General features: G+C 53.2%; 14 protein-coding genes, 1 tRNA gene and 1 pseudogene. 9 read left to right on the forward strand and 7 right to left on the reverse strand.

Translation table 11 applies throughout. The annotated features are described in order from the left end of the window. Positions 1-180: 180 nt before the first annotated feature. The 5 genes from CJP72_RS17490 to CJP72_RS17510 all read right to left on the reverse strand — a co-directional run bounded on the left by CJP72_RS17490 (position 181) and on the right by CJP72_RS17510 (position 4,846). Positions 181-450 carry a hypothetical protein gene (locus CJP72_RS17490; protein ID WP_162382619.1) on the reverse strand — a complete coding sequence of 90 codons (270 nt, stop codon included), beginning with the start codon at positions 448-450 and terminating at the stop codon, positions 181-183. Between the two features lie 101 nt (positions 451-551). Beyond that, positions 552-628, reverse strand: a tRNA-Pro gene (locus CJP72_RS17495). 91 nt (positions 629-719) lie between these two features. Further along, positions 720-2,411 (reverse strand): kdo(2)-lipid A phosphoethanolamine 7''-transferase, encoded by a 1,692-nt coding sequence (eptB, locus tag CJP72_RS17500; RefSeq protein WP_162382620.1) that lies wholly within the window; start codon positions 2,409-2,411, stop codon positions 720-722. A gap of 275 nt (positions 2,412-2,686) precedes the next feature. Beyond that, the gene (locus tag CJP72_RS17505) at positions 2,687-3,889 is read right to left on the reverse strand and encodes an L-lactate MFS transporter (RefSeq protein WP_162382621.1); all 1,203 of its coding nucleotides are present in this window, start codon (positions 3,887-3,889) and stop codon (positions 2,687-2,689) included. A gap of 252 nt (positions 3,890-4,141) precedes the next feature. Continuing rightward, positions 4,142-4,846 (reverse strand): autotransporter outer membrane beta-barrel domain-containing protein, encoded by a 705-nt coding sequence (locus CJP72_RS17510; protein ID WP_162382622.1) that lies wholly within the window; start codon positions 4,844-4,846, stop codon positions 4,142-4,144. Between the two features lie 156 nt (positions 4,847-5,002). On the opposite strand from CJP72_RS17510, the gene tag reads away from it, so the two are divergent. Further along, positions 5,003-5,584 (forward strand): DNA-3-methyladenine glycosylase I, encoded by a 582-nt coding sequence (gene tag / locus CJP72_RS17515; RefSeq protein ID WP_162382623.1) that lies wholly within the window; start codon positions 5,003-5,005, stop codon positions 5,582-5,584. After that, entirely contained in the window at positions 5,562-6,002 is a 441-nt protein-coding gene (locus CJP72_RS17520; protein ID WP_162382624.1) for an N-acetyltransferase, read from the forward strand. The genes tag and CJP72_RS17520 overlap by 23 nt, the downstream gene beginning before the upstream one ends. Here CJP72_RS17520 and CJP72_RS17525 read toward each other — a convergent pair. Then, on the reverse strand, positions 5,971-8,304 hold the full coding sequence (locus CJP72_RS17525; RefSeq protein WP_162382625.1) for a molybdopterin guanine dinucleotide-containing S/N-oxide reductase: 2,334 nt from the start codon (positions 8,302-8,304) through the stop codon (positions 5,971-5,973). The genes CJP72_RS17520 and CJP72_RS17525 overlap by 32 nt on opposite strands. 157 nt (positions 8,305-8,461) lie before the next feature. On the opposite strand from CJP72_RS17525, the gene CJP72_RS17530 reads away from it, so the two are divergent. The 6 genes and pseudogenes from CJP72_RS17530 to ghrB all read left to right on the forward strand — a co-directional run bounded on the left by CJP72_RS17530 (position 8,462) and on the right by ghrB (position 14,459). Beyond that, positions 8,462-9,124: an OmpA family lipoprotein gene (locus tag CJP72_RS17530; RefSeq protein ID WP_162382626.1), complete on the forward strand. Its 663-nt coding sequence runs from the start codon at positions 8,462-8,464 to the stop codon at positions 9,122-9,124. A 183-nt stretch (positions 9,125-9,307) separates the two neighbouring features. After that, on the forward strand, positions 9,308-10,324 hold the full coding sequence (locus CJP72_RS17535; protein ID WP_162382627.1) for a LacI family DNA-binding transcriptional regulator: 1,017 nt from the start codon (positions 9,308-9,310) through the stop codon (positions 10,322-10,324). Between the two features lie 100 nt (positions 10,325-10,424). Beyond that, entirely contained in the window at positions 10,425-11,174 is a 750-nt protein-coding gene (locus tag CJP72_RS17540) for a sugar phosphate isomerase/epimerase family protein (RefSeq protein WP_162382628.1), read from the forward strand. Between the two features lie 3 nt (positions 11,175-11,177). Next, positions 11,178-12,116, forward strand: a complete 939-nt coding sequence (locus CJP72_RS17545; RefSeq protein WP_162382629.1) for a sugar kinase — start codon at positions 11,178-11,180, stop codon at positions 12,114-12,116. A gap of 65 nt (positions 12,117-12,181) precedes the next feature. Next, positions 12,182-13,462, forward strand: a pseudogene (locus CJP72_RS17550) (MFS transporter). 22 nt (positions 13,463-13,484) lie between these two features. After that, the gene (ghrB, locus tag CJP72_RS17555) at positions 13,485-14,459 is read left to right on the forward strand and encodes a glyoxylate/hydroxypyruvate reductase GhrB (RefSeq protein ID WP_162382630.1); all 975 of its coding nucleotides are present in this window, start codon (positions 13,485-13,487) and stop codon (positions 14,457-14,459) included. 87 nt (positions 14,460-14,546) lie between these two features. On the opposite strand, the gene CJP72_RS17560 is transcribed toward ghrB, so the two are convergent. After that, on the reverse strand, positions 14,547-15,257 hold the full coding sequence (locus tag CJP72_RS17560) for a DUF3053 domain-containing protein (protein WP_162382631.1): 711 nt from the start codon (positions 15,255-15,257) through the stop codon (positions 14,547-14,549). Between the two features lie 426 nt (positions 15,258-15,683). Here CJP72_RS17560 and CJP72_RS17565 point away from each other — a divergent pair, with 426 nt between their 5' ends. Beyond that, positions 15,684-15,974 (forward strand): HTH-type transcriptional regulator, encoded by a 291-nt coding sequence (locus CJP72_RS17565; protein WP_162382632.1) that lies wholly within the window; start codon positions 15,684-15,686, stop codon positions 15,972-15,974. Positions 15,975-16,039 lie beyond the last annotated feature (65 nt).

The raw sequence follows: 16,039 nt of genomic DNA on the forward strand, positions 1-16,039 counted from the left end.
GATTAATATCATGAACGCTAAAGCGCACAGCGGAAAATGCTGGTTTCAGTCATAAGTAACGCGAAAAAAAATTCAAGCAAATATCAAAAAAGGCAATGGAATATGTCACAAAATCGTTAACACACAGAGAGAAGTGAGGCGCACTTTTGTCACAATAGTACGGATCAGTCATTGATGGGATTAGGCGCGCAAATTGCCTGGTGGCGCTTCGCCCGTAGGCCGGGTACGGCGTGGTGTTCTTGCCTGATGGCGCTTCATCCGTAGGCCGGATAAGGCGCTTTCGCCGCCATCCGGCAATGCCAGGTACGATGTGGTGTTTTTGCCTGGTGGCGCTTCGCCCGTAGTCCGGATAAGGCGCTTGCGTCGCCATCCGGCAATGCCGGGTACGGCGTGGTGTTTTTGCCTGGTGGCGCTTCGCCCGTAGGCCGGATAAGGCGCTTGCGTCGCCATCCGGCAATGCCAGGTACGATGTGGCGTTTTTGCCTGATGGCGCTTCGTTTATCAGGCCTACAGATGCAAAAAAGCCTGCTCAAGAGCAGGCTTTTCGAATTTGGTCGGTGATAGAGGATTCGAACCTCCGACCCCTTCGTCCCGAACGAAGTGCGCTACCAGGCTGCGCCAATCACCGAATGCGGGGCGCATATTACTGCTGAGGTGCGCGCCCGTCAATCCCTTAGTATCAAAATGCCTTCTAATCGGCGAGAAAGTCAGCAGCGCGGTTAGTTCGCTGCGGCTTTCCCCGCTTCAGGAATACGGCACCAGTTACTGTTCTCATTAATTCCGCCATCAGGCGAGGTAAAGCCAAGGCAACCCATAATCGTGTCATAGAGTTCAACATGACGACGCGGCACCTTCATTTCGGCTTCCTGCTTCAACTGAGCAAACATCTGCGCATGTTGCGGATTCTCAAGATACTTGTCGGACATCCAGACCAACATAGGCACGCGGAACTGCTCTGGCGGCGCCATATTACGCGGCGTACCGTGCAGATGCTCACGCTCATTGATCGACTCACCATGATCCGCAGCGTAGAACACAATGGCTTTCTTATCGCGCAACTGGTCAAAAACGCTGGTAATAAAATGGTCGACGTAAGTCACCGAGTTATCGTAAGAGTTGATCATCTGGGCTCTGGTACAGCCGTTATCCACCCCAACACACTCCGGCGTCCATTGCGCATAGCTACGCGGATAGCGCTGGGTATAGTTAAAGTGTGACCCTTTGGTATGCAGAATGATCAAATGTTTGCCGTCAGTATTACGCTTTAATGACTGCTGCATTTCCTCAACCAGCAGCATGTCGTCGACAGTCTTGCCACGGTTGCGCGGCTCGGCGCCAATCTGCTCACGATAGGCGATATTATCGGCCATCGTGTTGCTATAGAACCACATCTCACTCTGCATCGCATACAGGTCTGAGCTGAATCCTAACTGCTTAAGCACCGCAAAAATGTTCTGCTCTTTCAACGTACGTTGCGGGTTATCGTCCGCCCCACCCTGACGCACGAACATGCAACGCAGGGAGAGTTTCGTCGCGGTGTCGCATGAGTAACCACGGAATGCAGCCAGGTTTTTCTCCTGAGCCAGCTTCGGTGTGGTATTTCGTTCATAGCCGAAAATACCCATGTGATCCCAGCGTGTCGTTTCGCCAATGATGAACACCACATACGTGTCATCGATGTCTTTTGGCGCAACATAGGTGAATTTCCTGGCAGGGTTCATTAACGACTTATTATCAGAGGATTCATCCACCTGCGCCCAGGCGTACAAACCCAACGCGGATAGCCAGTTTGATGGCAGGTAAGAGTTTGCCACCACGCCGCCATAACTGGGTAAATCGACCCCCGTCGCCCGCTCAACTTTCTTCTGCTGTACATCAAGCAAACGAATTGGCGCCCAGACCATCAGTCCGGAAAGCACGACAACGGCCACGCTGCGAACGCGCAGACCCGGCGTGCGCAATTGACGCAATAGCGTGTAGCGGCAGCGGTTGCTCCAGATAAAAAACAGCGGCAGGATGCTCACCGCCACCAGCCAGAGAATGAATTGCAGCCCCACAACCTCTTTCGATAAATCAATATCGGTGGTCATGACAGAAGCCACAATGCCGTAGCCGATGACCACATTCAGGAAGGTCATGTAATAACTGGCGCCAGCGGAAAAGAGCACGACCAGCGTAGTGAGTACACGCCAGGCTCGTCGGCCAAACAGCGAGAGAATGCGAAGTAAAAAGAACGTGACGAGAACAGTACCCGCCAACTCGACAGCCGCAGAGAGTCCTTTCCAGACGGTAAATTCTTGGGCGTAGCTACCGAAGCGACGGTAAAATACGGCACAATTCATAAACAGACCGATATAAAGCGCCAGCAAGAAGCTAAGCCTTTGCTGCGTTATCGACTTAATGTATCTCATGCAAACAAACCCTGGGAGTCGGGATTAAAACTGCCTGCGCAACGATCAAACTGACCGGACAGGTGAACATGCGGAAGTAGTAGTATCAGGACAATCTACAAGCGCGGCTAAGTAGACCACAAGAAGCGGAAAAAGTGTCTACAAAGTGTGTGATCACAGCATAGATTTACAAAAATGCAAGAATCAATGCACAAATTATCAGTGACAACAGACAGGAAATACGAAAGGCCAGCGATTACGCTGGCCTTTTTCAACATGTTTATCAGGTGCGAGGGTTACGCATGCACCGCTTCGAGTCTTTCTTGTTTCGGCTGGCGAATCGTCGTGGAGAGCGCCAGAGAGATAATCAACAACGCGAAGATAACGCAGAAGGTGATGTAGAACCCACCGAACAGGGACGCAATCAGCGAACCGCAGATACTGCCGATACCAAAGCCCAGGTAAATGACACCGTAGTTTTTCGCCAGATTGTTCAGGCCGAAGAACTCGCTGACCAGCGATGGGTACACGGTGATCGTGCCGCCAAAGTTGAAAGCAACACAGGCGATAGCCGCAAAGAACGTCACCTCATTCAGCGGGGCGAAAAGCAGCGCCGCCATACCCACCAGTGAAATGACCTGACCGATCGTGATGACCCGGATACGGGACATTTTGTCAGACAGGATACCCAGCACCAGACGACCAGACAGGTTGGCAATAGAGATAACCGTCACCGCATTTGCCGCCGTCGCCACATCCATATGCACCAGACCCTGAGCAATATCTTTCGCCACGCCAATGACATACAAACCACTCATGCACGCTGTCAGAAACATCACCGCCAGCATCCAGTACTGAGGTTTACGCATGGACTCCGCCAGCGTGTAGTCGTTCTCCATCACACCATTTTTCGCTTTAACTTCCTGATTCGGTGCGTCTTTCATCAGCATGGCGCCAAAGACAATCATCACCAGTGCAATAGCGCCCCAAATCATGAATGTCTTTTCCAGACCGACGCTTGCCAGAAGATGGCTATCGATAAATTTGAAGCCCAGGCTGCCCAGACCATAAGAACCAATTGCAAAAGCAGAAATCAGGCCTTTGCGCTCCGGGAACCACTTCACACAGTTGGAGAGGGTTAACAGGTACCCAGCGCCATCCGCCAGGCCGACCAACACACCGGCACTCAGCCACAGCATGATCAGGTTGTCAGAGTGGGCGGTCAGGAAGAACCCCACACCCAGCATAATCCCGGACGCCATCGTGACGCGTTTCACGCCGAAACGCTCCTGAAGCTTCCCGGCAACGGAAGAAGAGATCGCAAGTCCCAGGCTCAGCAGACCGAATGAGAACGCGACCTGACTGACGGGCGCATTCAGTTTTTCAGAGAGTGCGCCATTAAACAGGCTCCAGGTGTAAACAGAACCTAACGCAAATTGCGTAATGATGGTGCCGATAAGCGTTAACCAACGGGTGCGCTGATAATCAGAATTTTTCATGGCCGTTTTCCTGCATAAACAAATGGAGTCATTCACTGCTGACCACAATAACGAAGTGCTTTTTATGCAGGGAAAAAACGGCATGAAATGCCATCAGGACGGAATGAAATGCCTGGATTGTGGAATGAATGACGAGACAAATAAGCGATGTGCTGATTTTTTTGAGTCAGTTAGTACACACTATCGCTGAGAACGGTGTAAACATTGAATACAACACGTAAATAAATTGTTTTAATTACGTGTCTATATTGATCAAAATCTGGCGCTTACCCCCATGGTATAAAGATAGTCACTGGTATTCGCGCTATTTTCCGCCTGCGAGAGTGCTGCATATGCCGCCATATGGGGGTTCAGCAACATGTCCGCGCCCACGGTCACATCCAGCCAGTTATTCTCCTGGCTTGTTGCGGTCATACGGCTTAACCCCGATTGCGCTTTCCAGATATTTTCCCCGAATTGCTGGTTGTAGCTAATTTGCGCCCAGGGACGTACGTCGCCAAACTGCGAATTAACTCGCCAGCCTAGCGTACTGACACTGGCATGCCACAAGGGATCGGTCAGCGTTTGCGTCGTCACGCTGTCGCCAAATTCGTTGTACGCCGTGGTGGTCGAACCGTCGTAATGCAGGGCGGCAATTGGCCCTGTTGTAACCTGCTCCGAGACAGGAATGTTCCAGCCCATGCTCATACCGCTGGTCGATTCTATCGGCGATTCATCCGCCAGACTGACCTCCAGCCCAGGCGAATGCTGAGCAGCGCTAATACGTTCTGCCAGAATATCGTTATAACTTGGTGGGTGATCGCTATCCCATGTATAACGTTCTGTCGTATGACCCGAAACGGTATCAACGATATATTCTTGTTGCCAGGCATAAGCTGTGTTGATGTAAAACGAACAGACTATTACGCTCGCCGTCACGCATAACGCCCGGCGACCACTGCATTTTTTTATAATCATCAACGCGACTCCAGAGAAGAGCCGAATTCGGCGATATTATTGTCATTGTGTGAAGGATATCGGGCAACTTCGCCCTGTATTAAATATTGTCTTTTTAGCTGGCGCGTCAAGGCGAGCCGAATGAAATATTTACGGTAGTCAAAAGCGAGGAAGAATATGCAGCGTTGCGGCTGGGTCAATCAGGATCCCCTTTACATTGCTTATCACGACAAGGAATGGGGCGTCCCCGAAACCAATGGTAAAAAACTGTTCGAAATGATCTGCCTGGAGGGGCAACAGGCTGGGTTGTCCTGGATAACGGTGTTGAAAAAACGTGAGAACTATCGCGCTAATTTTTATCAGTTTGACCCCGTTCGCGTAGCGGCCATGCAGGAAGAGGATGTCGAACGCCTGCTCCAGGATGCCGGTATCATTCGCCATCGCGGAAAAATTCAGGCCATTATCGGCAATGCCAGGGCTTACCTTGCCATGGAACAAAACGGTGAACCGTTTGCTGATTTTGTCTGGTCATTTGTTGATAACCCGCCACAGGTAACGCGTGCCGCCGAGCTGAGCGAGATCCCCACATCCACCCCCGCGTCCGATGCGCTCTCTAAGGCGTTAAAAAAACGTGGGTTCAAGTTTGTCGGAACCACCATCTGCTACTCCTTTATGCAGGCATGCGGACTGGTCAATGACCATGTGACCGGCTGTTTTTGCCATCCGGGAGAATCTCATGATTCGCGAGTCTCAGAGTAACGATATGGCGCCGTTACTGGCGCTATGGATGAAGAGCACCCAGTACGCCCACCCGTTCATTGAAGCGCGCTACTGGCAGGAAAGCGAGCAGATTGTGCGGGATGTCTATTTGCCTGCTGCGCAAACCTGGGTATGGGAAGAAGACGGCATTCTGAAAGGTTTTGCCAGCGTGATGGAGGCGAGGTTTCTGGGAGCGCTGTTTGTCGCGCCAGAGGCCATCAGAAGCGGGATCGGTAAAGCGCTGGTCCAGTTCGTTCAACAGCGCTTTCCGGTTCTCAGTCTGGAGGTGTACCAGAAAAATCAGTCTGCCGTGAATTTCTACCATGCGATGGGTTTTCGTATTGAAGACAGCGCATGGCAGGAAGATACCCAGCATCCGACGTGGATCATGAGTTGGCGGGCGGATCAAACGCCGTAAGCGTCAACGCCGGTCCGGTGTACTTCTCCACCCGCGCCAGTGCGGTGTTTCCTGCACAACCATTCCCCAGCCGCGAGCTGGGGATATCTTTGGTTAACACATTTACCGTGCCATTTTTGCACATTCCCCCCACTGTATAATCCAGGTCTGGCCACGCCCCTTCATGAATACAAATAACTCCAGGTTTAATCCCCTCCGTCACCACTGCGCCCGCCAGAATTTGCCCACGCTGATTCCAGACCCGCACCGTGTCGCCATCGGCGATTCCCCGCGCCTGAGCATCCCGTGGATGCAGGGTGATCGGCTCACGCCCGGCAACGGCGTACCGCTCGCGCAATGAACTGTAGTTGAGCTGGCTGTGTAAGCGATGCGCAGGATGCGCAGACAACACCTGTAACTGATCCGCTTCGGCGTTGCCGTGCCATTCGTCCGGCGCCAGCCACGTCGGGTGTCCCGGGCAATCGGCATAACCGTAACCGGCAATTCGCCGGGAGTAGATCTCGATTTTGCCGCTGTCAGTTTTTAGCGGATATGCCTGCGGATCACGACGAAAATCGGCGAAGCGAACAAACTGCGCATTGGCCGGGTGTTCCGCCATTTCAATGAAGGTATTCTCCGCCCAGAACGACGCAAACGGGGGCAGCGTCACCTGCTGGCTGGCGCCACGTTTACCGGCAATGTTGTAAAATGCCTCCAGCCACTCCAGCTCGCTTTTCCCTTCGGTAAAACGCGCGGAGCCGCCCGCCTCCCAGCGCTCGCATAACGCGGCAAACACATCAAAATCATTGCGCGCTTCATCACGCGGCGACACAACCTGCTTCATGGGCACCAGGTGCTGGTTGCTGTAATCCCCGGTCATGGTTAAATCGTTGCGTTCAAAGGACGTCGTGGCAGGCAACACAATATCCGCGTGCTTTGCCGCCGCCGTCCAGAAACATTCAGAGATAACCACCAGTTCCGGCTTTTGCCAGGCCTGGATCAGACGATGGGTGTCCTGATGGTGGGTAAAGTTCGCCCCGCCCACCCACCAGACAAAGCGAATATCCGGGAAGTGACGGTCCATGCCGTTATGCTGGTAAAACCCGCCGGGGTTCTCAAGCGCTTCCACAATGCGCGCCACCGGAATTTTATCCACCGCATCGGTGCCGCCCTTGAGGCTTCCTTGCATGGAAGCCAGTACCGCAGCGCGGCGCGTCGGGTTGCCGCCATTGGCAAAGTGATAAGAAAAACCAAAACCGCCGCCGGGCGTGCCAATCTGCCCAAGCATGGCGGCAAGCGTGACGATCATCCAGTGTTTTTGCTCGCCAAATTGCTGGCGTTGCATGCCCCAACCGGCCATCAACATAGTGGTGTTTTGATGAAAAATCTCTGCCAGTTCACGAATTTTCATCGCCGATACACCACAAATTTCCGCAGCCCACTCTGCGGTCTTTGCGGTACCGTCGCTCACGCCCAGCACGTAGTCAGCAAACTTTTCATAACCGGTCGTACAGCGCGCCAGAAAGGCTTCATCATGCCAGCCGTTTTCGATAAGCGTATGCGCAATGCCCAGCATCAGCGCGACATCCGTGCCCATATGCGGGGCGATCCACTCCATTTTTTCGCCAAAGAAATCGACACTTTCCGATCGCATGGGATCGATACAGATCAGTCGTTTGCCGCTTTGACGCAGCGCATCAAAATACGCGATGCCCTGCTCATCCGACGCATTCCATGCAATTTTCAGCGTATTCAGCGGATTAGCGCTCCACAACACCACAACATCGCTGTGCTCCAGTATCATCGGCCAACTGGTTTGCTGCTGATAGACCTCATTTCCTCCGACCACATACGGCATAATGGCCTGTGCGGCACCGGTGGAATAGTCCCCCAGATGTCCCGTATACCCGCCAGCAAGCGCCATATAGCGCTGCAACAACGTCGCCGCTTTGTGGAGTACGCCGTTCGAGCGCCAACCGTACGAACCGGCGAAAATCGACGCCGGGCCAGAGTTGTCGCGAATGCGTTTGTGCTGCGCATGAATCAGATCCAGCGCTTCATCCCAGCTCACGCGGACAAATTCATCCTGTCCACGTACGCCCTTCGGGCATTCTGGCGAAGCGAGGAATCCTTTACGCACCATCGGGAAACGGACGCGGGTTTTACTGTGTACCTGATCGTGCACGACGGTTTGCAGCGAGTTAGGATGCGATGTGGGTAACGCTCCACGGGACGAAAAGACGGTGTTACCATCTGTCTCGACCAGCAGGGGTCCCCAGTGGGCAGCGGTGAGTACTGAATAGCGTGATGATGCGTTGGACAAGTGAGGCGCTCCTGCAGGTGTGGCGGCTTTTTTATTGTTGCGTTCAATGTTACTTACAAATTTCAGAGTCTTCCCTGGAATTTTCTTCATGTTCACGCGTCATAATCAATCGCCACGGTCGCTGTGGTAAAGAATAAAAAGTCATTAAGGAATTAAGATGAAGAAACGTGTATTTGTGATTGCTGCCATCGTGAGCGGCGCCCTGGCGGTATCTGGCTGCACAACAAACCCTTACACCGGCGAGCGCGAAGCGGGTAAAGCCGGTATTGGCGCAGGTATTGGTACGCTGGTTGGCGCGGGCGTCGGCGCCCTCTCCTCATCCAAGAAAGATCGCGGTAAAGGCGCACTGATTGGTGCCGCAGCGGGAGCAGCATTAGGTGGCGGTATTGGCTACTACATGGACGCGCAAGAAGCAAAACTGCGCGAGAAAATGCAGGGAACGGGCGTGAGTGTGACGCGTAGTGGCGATAACATCATCCTGAACATGCCAAATAATGTGACCTTCGACAGCAGCAGCGCTACCCTGAAACCAGCGGGTGCAAATACCCTGACAGGCGTCGCGATGGTACTGAAAGAGTACAATAAAACGGCAGTCAACGTCATTGGTTACACCGACAGCACCGGTAGTCAGGATCTGAACATGCGTCTGTCACAACAACGCGCAGACTCAGTGGCCAGTTCGCTGATCACCCAGGGCGTTGAAGCAAACCGTATCCGCACCAGCGGTATGGGTCCGGCAAACCCAATTGCCAGCAACAGCACCGCAGAAGGCAAAGCGCAGAACCGCCGCGTCGAAATCACCTTAAGCCCGATTCAGTAATGGTTGTTGCCGGATGGAGACAGGCCGCATCCATCCCGTAGGCCCGGTAAGCGACAACGCCACCGGGCACATCGCCGGATGGCGGCTTCGCCTTATCCGGCTTACATTCTTATCCGGCATGAAGCACTTGCCATCATTGGTTTTCGCGTTAAGGTGTTGTCACCAAATTCAGGGAAATCAGCGATGAGCAAATCAACACGGGCCACCATCAGCGACGTAGCAAAAGCCGCAAAAACGGGTAAGACCAGCATTTCGCGTTATCTTAATGGCGAAAAGCATCTGCTGTCCGACGCGCTGCTGGCTCGAATTGAAAAAGCGATTGCTGAACTCGACTATCGCCCCAGCCTGATGGCCAGGGGCCTTAAGCATGGGCGTACCCGCCTGATTGGTCTGATCATCGCCGATATTACCAATCCCTATTCTGTGAACGTATTGAGTGGGATTGAAGCAGCATGCCGCGAAAAAGGCTTTACCCCGCTGGTCTGCAATACCAATAACGAAGTTGATCAGGAGCTGCACTATCTTGACCTTCTGCGCAGCTATCAGGTGGAAGGGATTGTGGTGAATGCGGTCGGCATGCGTGAAGAAGGGCTGAATCGCCTGCAACAATCCGCGCTCCCGATGGTACTCATTGACCGAAAAATCCCCGACTTCGCCTGCGATGTTGTGGGACTGGATAACACGCAAGCGGCGACTACCGCCACCGAACATCTCATAGAACAGGGCTTTGAAGCGCTGCTCTTTCTCAGCGAACCGTTGGGTATGGTCAACACTCGCCGCGAACGTCTGAGCGCATTCCACGCAACGCTGGCGCGTTATCCCGGCGTGGTTGCCGAAAACGCCGAGGTCGCGTTGGCAGAAAATAACCAACTGGATAATACCCTGCGCCAGTTCCATCAGCAGCACCGGGGCATGCGTAAAGCCGTTATCTCCGCCAATGGCGCGCTCACGTTGCAGGTGGCCCGATCGCTCAAACGTATTGGCCTTAACTGGGGCAGCGACATCGGTCTGCTCGGCTTTGACGAGCTGGAATGGGCGGAACTGGCAGGCGTAGGTATTACCACCCTGAAACAACCGACCTGGCAGATTGGTTTTGCCGCCGTTGAACAGGTGGTGCGCCGGATTGAAGGCGGGGCGGGTACAATCCACGAGCAAGTCTTCTCTGGCGAGCTGATCGTCCGCGGCTCTACCGCCCGTTAATTAACCTTCGTGATGCCGATCATAATTTCGCAATCCTGAACTTTTCTTTGGAACCGGTTCCATCTAGCGTATTAAAAAGCGCGTTAGATTTGGAGTTACTATGCAGAGAAAAATTATGGTAGTCACTGCCGCCTATGGCTATGAACATGTTCATGCGGCAGGCGGACAAGCCGCTATTCTGCCCGTGATTGCGGAAGCCGGAGCAGACGGCGTCGAGATCCGTCGTGAAATGTTGACCCCGGCCGAACTGAAAGCACTGCCAACACTGGCTTCCGCCATTGAAATTTTTGGTCTGTTGGCCTGTTACTCCGCACCGGAACCGTTGTTTCTTGAGGATGGAACGCTCAACCCCCTACTGCCCGCCCTGCTCAACGAAGCTCAACACCTGCAAGCGCTGTGGTTAAAAGTTTCACTGGGGCATTTTACGCGCCAGGAGGAACTGAGCCGCCTGCAGGAATGGCTGGAAAACAGCGGCATGGCCCTGGTGGTGGAAAACGATCAAACCGTCTGTGGGCAACTTCGCCCAATGCAACACTTTAACACGGCGTGTCAGACGCTGAATCTGCCTGTCTCGCTCACCTTCGATATGGGCAATTGGTTATGGGTGGGCGACTCACCCGAGGAAGCTGCACGCCTGCTGTCGCACGCTATTGGCTATATCCATGTCAAAGCTGCCGAGCCTTATCAGGATAGTTTTCGCGCCATCGCACCTGATGTAGGCGATCCCCGCTGGCTGGCGCTGTTAAACGCACTGCCTGCAGATGTGCCGCGCGGTATTGAGTTCCCGCTGCAAGGACAAGATTTAACGGCCGTAACCCGCCGCTATGTCGATTTGTTACGTAAGGAGTAACGCATGAAAAATGCTCTGGATGTCATCACCATTGGCGAAGCGATGGCCATGTTTGTCGCGACCCAGCCGGGTGATTTGGCCGATGTCGATCGCTTTATTAAACGTGTCGCAGGCGCCGAACTTAACGTGGCAACCGGTCTTGCACGCCTGGGATTGAAGGTGGGCTGGGTGAGCCGCGTCGGCAATGACAGTTTTGGCCGTTTTGTTCTGAACTCGCTGAAAAAAGAGGGGATTAATGCGCAATGCGTCACCCTTGATGAGCATCACGTGACCGGTTTTCAGCTCAAATCTAAAACCGAAAATGGAACCGATCCCATTGTGGAATACTTCCGCAAAGGTTCGGCTGCCAGCTACCTCAGCCCCGAAGACTATAACGACACGTACTTCTCCAGCGCCCGCCATCTTCATTTAAGCGGTGTTGCGGCAGCGCTGTCTGCGACCTCTTACGCGCTGTTGGCTCATACCGCTCGCACCATGAAAGCACAAGGTAAAACACTCTCTTTTGACCCGAACCTATGTCCGGTGCTGTGGAACAGCGAGGCGGAGATGGTGGAAAAACTCAACCACCTCGCTTTCCAGGCGGACTGGGTGTTACCGGGCTTAAAAGAAGGAATGATCTTAACCGGGGAACAGACACCGGAAGGCATCGCCGATTTCTACCTTCGCCACGGCGTGAACGCCGTGGTGGTGAAAACCGGTGCTGACGGCGCCTGGTATAAAACTGCCGATGGTGAACAAGGCTGTGTTGCCCCGGTGAAGGTCGACAACGTTGTCGATACCGTTGGTGCCGGTGATGGCTTTGCGGTAGGCATCATCAGCGCTCTGCTGGAAGGGTGCACACTGCATCAGGCAGTCACCCGGGGCAATAAGATTGGCGCACTGGCCATTCAGGTTCAGGGCGACAGCGAAGGATTACCCACTCGTGAACAATTAGGGGAATAACCCCAGACCCTTCTCTGCACCCTACATCGCAGAGGCGTCAGAACCTGAACCAAATAGGCAGGCCTATGAATAGCTCAACAAATGCAGCAAAACGTTGGTGGTACATCATGCCCATCGTGTTTATCACGTACAGTCTGGCGTACCTTGATCGCGCGAATTTTAGTTTCGCCTCCGCCGCAGGGATTAACGAAGATCTTGGCATCACGAAGGGGGTCTCTTCCCTGCTGGGCGCCCTTTTCTTCCTCGGTTATTTCTTTTTCCAGATCCCTGGCGCGGTTTACGCTGAACGTCGCAGCGTGCGCAAATTGATTTTTGTCTGCCTCATTTTGTGGGGCGGATGCGCCTCGCTTACCGGGATGGTCAGCAACATTCCAATGCTTGCCGCCATTCGTTTTATTCTGGGCGTGGTAGAAGCCGCCGTCATGCCCGCCATGCTGATTTATATCAGCAACTGATTTACCAAATCCGAGCGTTCACGCGCCAACACTTTCTTAATCCTCGGTAACCCGGTCACCGTGCTGTGGATGTCCGTGGTATCCGGCTACCTGATCCAGGCGCTTGGCTGGCGTGAAATGTTCATTATTGAAGGTTTTCCCGCTGTTATTTGGGCGTTTTGTTGGTGGATACTGGTGAAAGACAAACCATCCCAGGTTGGCTGGTTAACAGAATCAGAGAAAGCGGCACTTCAGGCACAACTGGAAAAAGAGCAACAGGGCATTAAAGCCGTGCGTAACTACAGTGAGGCCTTCCGTTCACGCAATGTCATCCTCTTGTGTATGCAATATTTCACCTGGAGTATTGGGGTGTACGGTTTCGTGCTGTGGCTACCGTCAATTATCCGCAGCGGTGGCGCTAATCTCGGGATGGTAGAAGTCGGCTGGCTTTCGTCTGTGCCCTATCTGGCAGCCACCGCAGCCATGATCCTTGCCTCCTGGGCATCCGATAAACTACAGAACCGTAAGCTGTTTGTCTGGCCGCTGCTACTGATTGCCGCCTTTGCCTTTATCGGCTCCTGGGCCGTAGGTGCAAATCATTTCTGGGTTTCTTATACCCTGCTGGTGATTGCGGGCGCAGCCATGTATGCGCCGTATGGCCCATTCTTCGCCATCATTCCCGAAATGCTGCCACGTAACGTTGCCGGTGGCGCAATGGCGCTGATCAACAGCATGGGGGCGCTGGGTTCATTCTTCGGTTCGTGGTTTGTAGGCTATCTCAATGGCGCAACCGGCAATCCTTCCGCCTCTTACATTTTTATGGGGGTGGCGCTTTTTGCCTCAGTATGGCTAACTTTAATCGTTAAACCCGCCAATAATCATCAGTTGCCGGTTGGCGCCCGCCACGCGTAAATTTCAACTCACGGAGATCCGCATGAAGCCGTCCATTATTCTCTACAAAGCGTTGCCTGACGATTTACTGCATCGCCTGGAAGCACACTTCACCGTTACGCATGTGCCGAACCTGCGCCCGGAGACGGTAGAACAACACGCCAAAGCCTTTGCCACTGCAGAAGGCCTGCTGGGCTCCAGTGAAACTGTCGATAACACATTGCTGGAGAAAATGCCGAAATTGCGTGCAACATCAACCATTTCAGTAGGCTATGACAACTTTGACGTGGATGCCCTGAATGCGCGCAATGTACTGCTGATGCACACGCCCACCGTGCTGACCGAAACCGTTGCCGATACGGTGATGGCGCTGATCCTCAGCACGGCACGTCGTGTGGTGGACGTCGCTGAGCGCGTGAAGGCGGGCGAATGGACGAAAAGTATCGGACCGGATTGGTTTGGTACTGATGTTCACCACAAAACCGTGGGGATCGTTGGCATGGGTCGTATTGGTCTGGCACTGGCGCAACGTGCCCATTTCGGCTTTAACATGCCGGTTCTCTATAACGCGCGCCGCCGCCATCAGGAGGCGGAGGATCGTTTTAACGCACGCTATTGCGACCTCGACACGCTGTTACAGGCGTCTGATTTTGTTTGTCTTATCCTGCCGCTGACGGAAGAGACGCATCATCTGTTTGGCGCAGAGCAGTTCGCCAAAATGAAATCCTCCGCCATTTTCATCAACGCTGGGCGTGGCCCGGTTGTCGATGAAAACGCACTGATTGCCGCTCTGCAGAACGGGAAGATTCACGCTGCTGGCCTGGATGTGTTTGAACAAGAACCGTTACCGGTAGACTCACCGTTACTGTCTATGTCGAACGTGGTGGCGCTGCCGCACATCGGATCGGCGACCCATGAGACGCGCTATAACATGGCTGCCTGCGCCGTGGATAATTTAATCGATGCCCTACAAGGCAAGGTAGAGAAGAATTGCGTTAACCCGCAAGTGGCAAGTTAGCGAGAACGTAGCGATAAAAAAGAGGCGAATCACTCGCCTCTTTTTCAAGTCAACGCATTCAATGCCCGATCCCTCGGGCATGATCGTTTATTCAGTCGCGTTTACCGCAGCCGTCCAGGCCTGAGTAAATGCCTGATGCTGAGACGCCAGCGGGCCAATCAGCGTATTGTACTGGCTGGCTTGCTGAGAAGTTGGGAACTGAATGCCGTTCGCCACAAAGCTCACCTGCGCCTCTTGTTGCGCCACAAAATCGCCGACCTGTACCAGTTGCTGCGTAAAAATTTGCGCAGCGGGGATCAGCGGCTGTAACGCATCTGCCGGTGCGGTCACCACTTTGCTATAAACCTTATCAAAAACAGGTTTCAGATCGTCAGCCTGTTTCAGCGCGCCATGTGCAGCATCTGCCTGCAATTTTGCATTCTGCAACTGCTGAGCAAGAACACCTAACGCACCATTTGCCTGACGCAGCGGTTCACGTTGGGTTAAATAATCCTGAGGAACGCGGATTGCATTGACGCTATCAACAACCGGGCGCAGACCCGCGTCCATCGCCTGATTTACCTGCTGCGAAAAGCCATACAGAATGGCGTAATCAGAAACAAAGGGGCCAAACTGTTTTTTCTGATCGGCGGTCAGCGTCGGTAAACGTTCTCCGCTACGCATTGCAGTATTCTGCAGGAAATCGATAAACGCTTTGCGTTGATCGCCTTCTTTATCAAAACACCCGCTCAGGCTAACTACCATCAATAACGCCACAACAGGCGCAAACCAGCGAGAGCAGGACTTACCTGTCGCCATTTTAATACTCCTTTCACCCATAAATGCGCACAACGACACCCGCGTGCCTGACGCTGACAAGGATAGTCCAGGTCAGGCTCGCAAGATACCCTTTCCACGTAATCTTGTAGCGGAAAATGACATAAGTGAAGGCCGCAATACAACGAGACGCTAAAAGTCTGATCCTGCGCTGTCGGGAACCAGGCCCTCACCCCACCTTCGCGATATAGTAAGAATTTCGTAATCTTTACAAATACGGCTGAACCTGAACATATATCGACCGATATCAGGCCATTAGAAACGGCTGATCCGCACCGGGCTTTTGCTGAAACGAATCCACTTCGGGATAATAACCTGCGTCTTTCTTCCCGCCCTATTTTTCCCGACTATTCTTAATGAGCTTCGATGAAATTCACGATCCCGCTGTGTGATTTATAGGAGTTATCAATGGAATACAAAGATCCCATGCCTGAGCTACTGAGCAGCCTGGAACAGATTGTTTTTAAAGATGAATATCAAAAGATTACCCTGACGCATAAGCCCAATCCCTTCACCGAATTTGAACAACTGCGAAGAGGAAGCGGGCTGCAAACAGATGAGTTCGCCAGAGCGTTGGGCGTGACAGTTGCCACGGTACAAGAGTGGGAGTCAAAACGCGAGAAGCCTTCCACCACCGAGTTAAAACTGATGCGTCTCATCCAGGCGAACCCAAGATTAAGTAAGCAATTGATGGAGTAAGCGACCTGCGAACTCCATGACTTAACGGTCCTGTACCGGGACCGTTTTCCCGTTTTGATAGCGAA

This window comes from Citrobacter sp. NCU1, from assembly GCF_010231475.1.
Taxonomy (GTDB): Bacteria; Pseudomonadota; Gammaproteobacteria; order Enterobacterales; family Enterobacteriaceae; genus Citrobacter_D.

What these genes read in the sequence shown, in the direction of transcription:
- CJP72_RS17490 (WP_162382619.1), bottom strand. Translation starts at nt 450, where the DNA reads ATGGCGACGCAAGCGCCTTATCCGGCCTACGGGCGAAGCGCCACCAGG.
- eptB (WP_162382620.1), bottom strand. Translation starts at nt 2,411, where the DNA reads ATGAGATACATTAAGTCGATAACGCAGCAAAGGCTTAGCTTCTTGCTG.
- CJP72_RS17505 (WP_162382621.1), bottom strand. Translation starts at nt 3,889, where the DNA reads ATGAAAAATTCTGATTATCAGCGCACCCGTTGGTTAACGCTTATCGGC.
- CJP72_RS17510 (WP_162382622.1), bottom strand. Translation starts at nt 4,846, where the DNA reads ATGATTATAAAAAAATGCAGTGGTCGCCGGGCGTTATGCGTGACGGCG.
- tag (WP_162382623.1), top strand. Translation starts at nt 5,003, where the DNA reads ATGCAGCGTTGCGGCTGGGTCAATCAGGATCCCCTTTACATTGCTTAT.
- CJP72_RS17520 (WP_162382624.1), top strand. Translation starts at nt 5,562, where the DNA reads ATGATTCGCGAGTCTCAGAGTAACGATATGGCGCCGTTACTGGCGCTA.
- CJP72_RS17530 (WP_162382626.1), top strand. Translation starts at nt 8,462, where the DNA reads ATGAAGAAACGTGTATTTGTGATTGCTGCCATCGTGAGCGGCGCCCTG.
- CJP72_RS17535 (WP_162382627.1), top strand. Translation starts at nt 9,308, where the DNA reads ATGAGCAAATCAACACGGGCCACCATCAGCGACGTAGCAAAAGCCGCA.
- CJP72_RS17540 (WP_162382628.1), top strand. Translation starts at nt 10,425, where the DNA reads ATGCAGAGAAAAATTATGGTAGTCACTGCCGCCTATGGCTATGAACAT.
- CJP72_RS17545 (WP_162382629.1), top strand. Translation starts at nt 11,178, where the DNA reads ATGAAAAATGCTCTGGATGTCATCACCATTGGCGAAGCGATGGCCATG.
- ghrB (WP_162382630.1), top strand. Translation starts at nt 13,485, where the DNA reads ATGAAGCCGTCCATTATTCTCTACAAAGCGTTGCCTGACGATTTACTG.
- CJP72_RS17560 (WP_162382631.1), bottom strand. Translation starts at nt 15,257, where the DNA reads ATGGCGACAGGTAAGTCCTGCTCTCGCTGGTTTGCGCCTGTTGTGGCG.
- CJP72_RS17565 (WP_162382632.1), top strand. Translation starts at nt 15,684, where the DNA reads ATGGAATACAAAGATCCCATGCCTGAGCTACTGAGCAGCCTGGAACAG.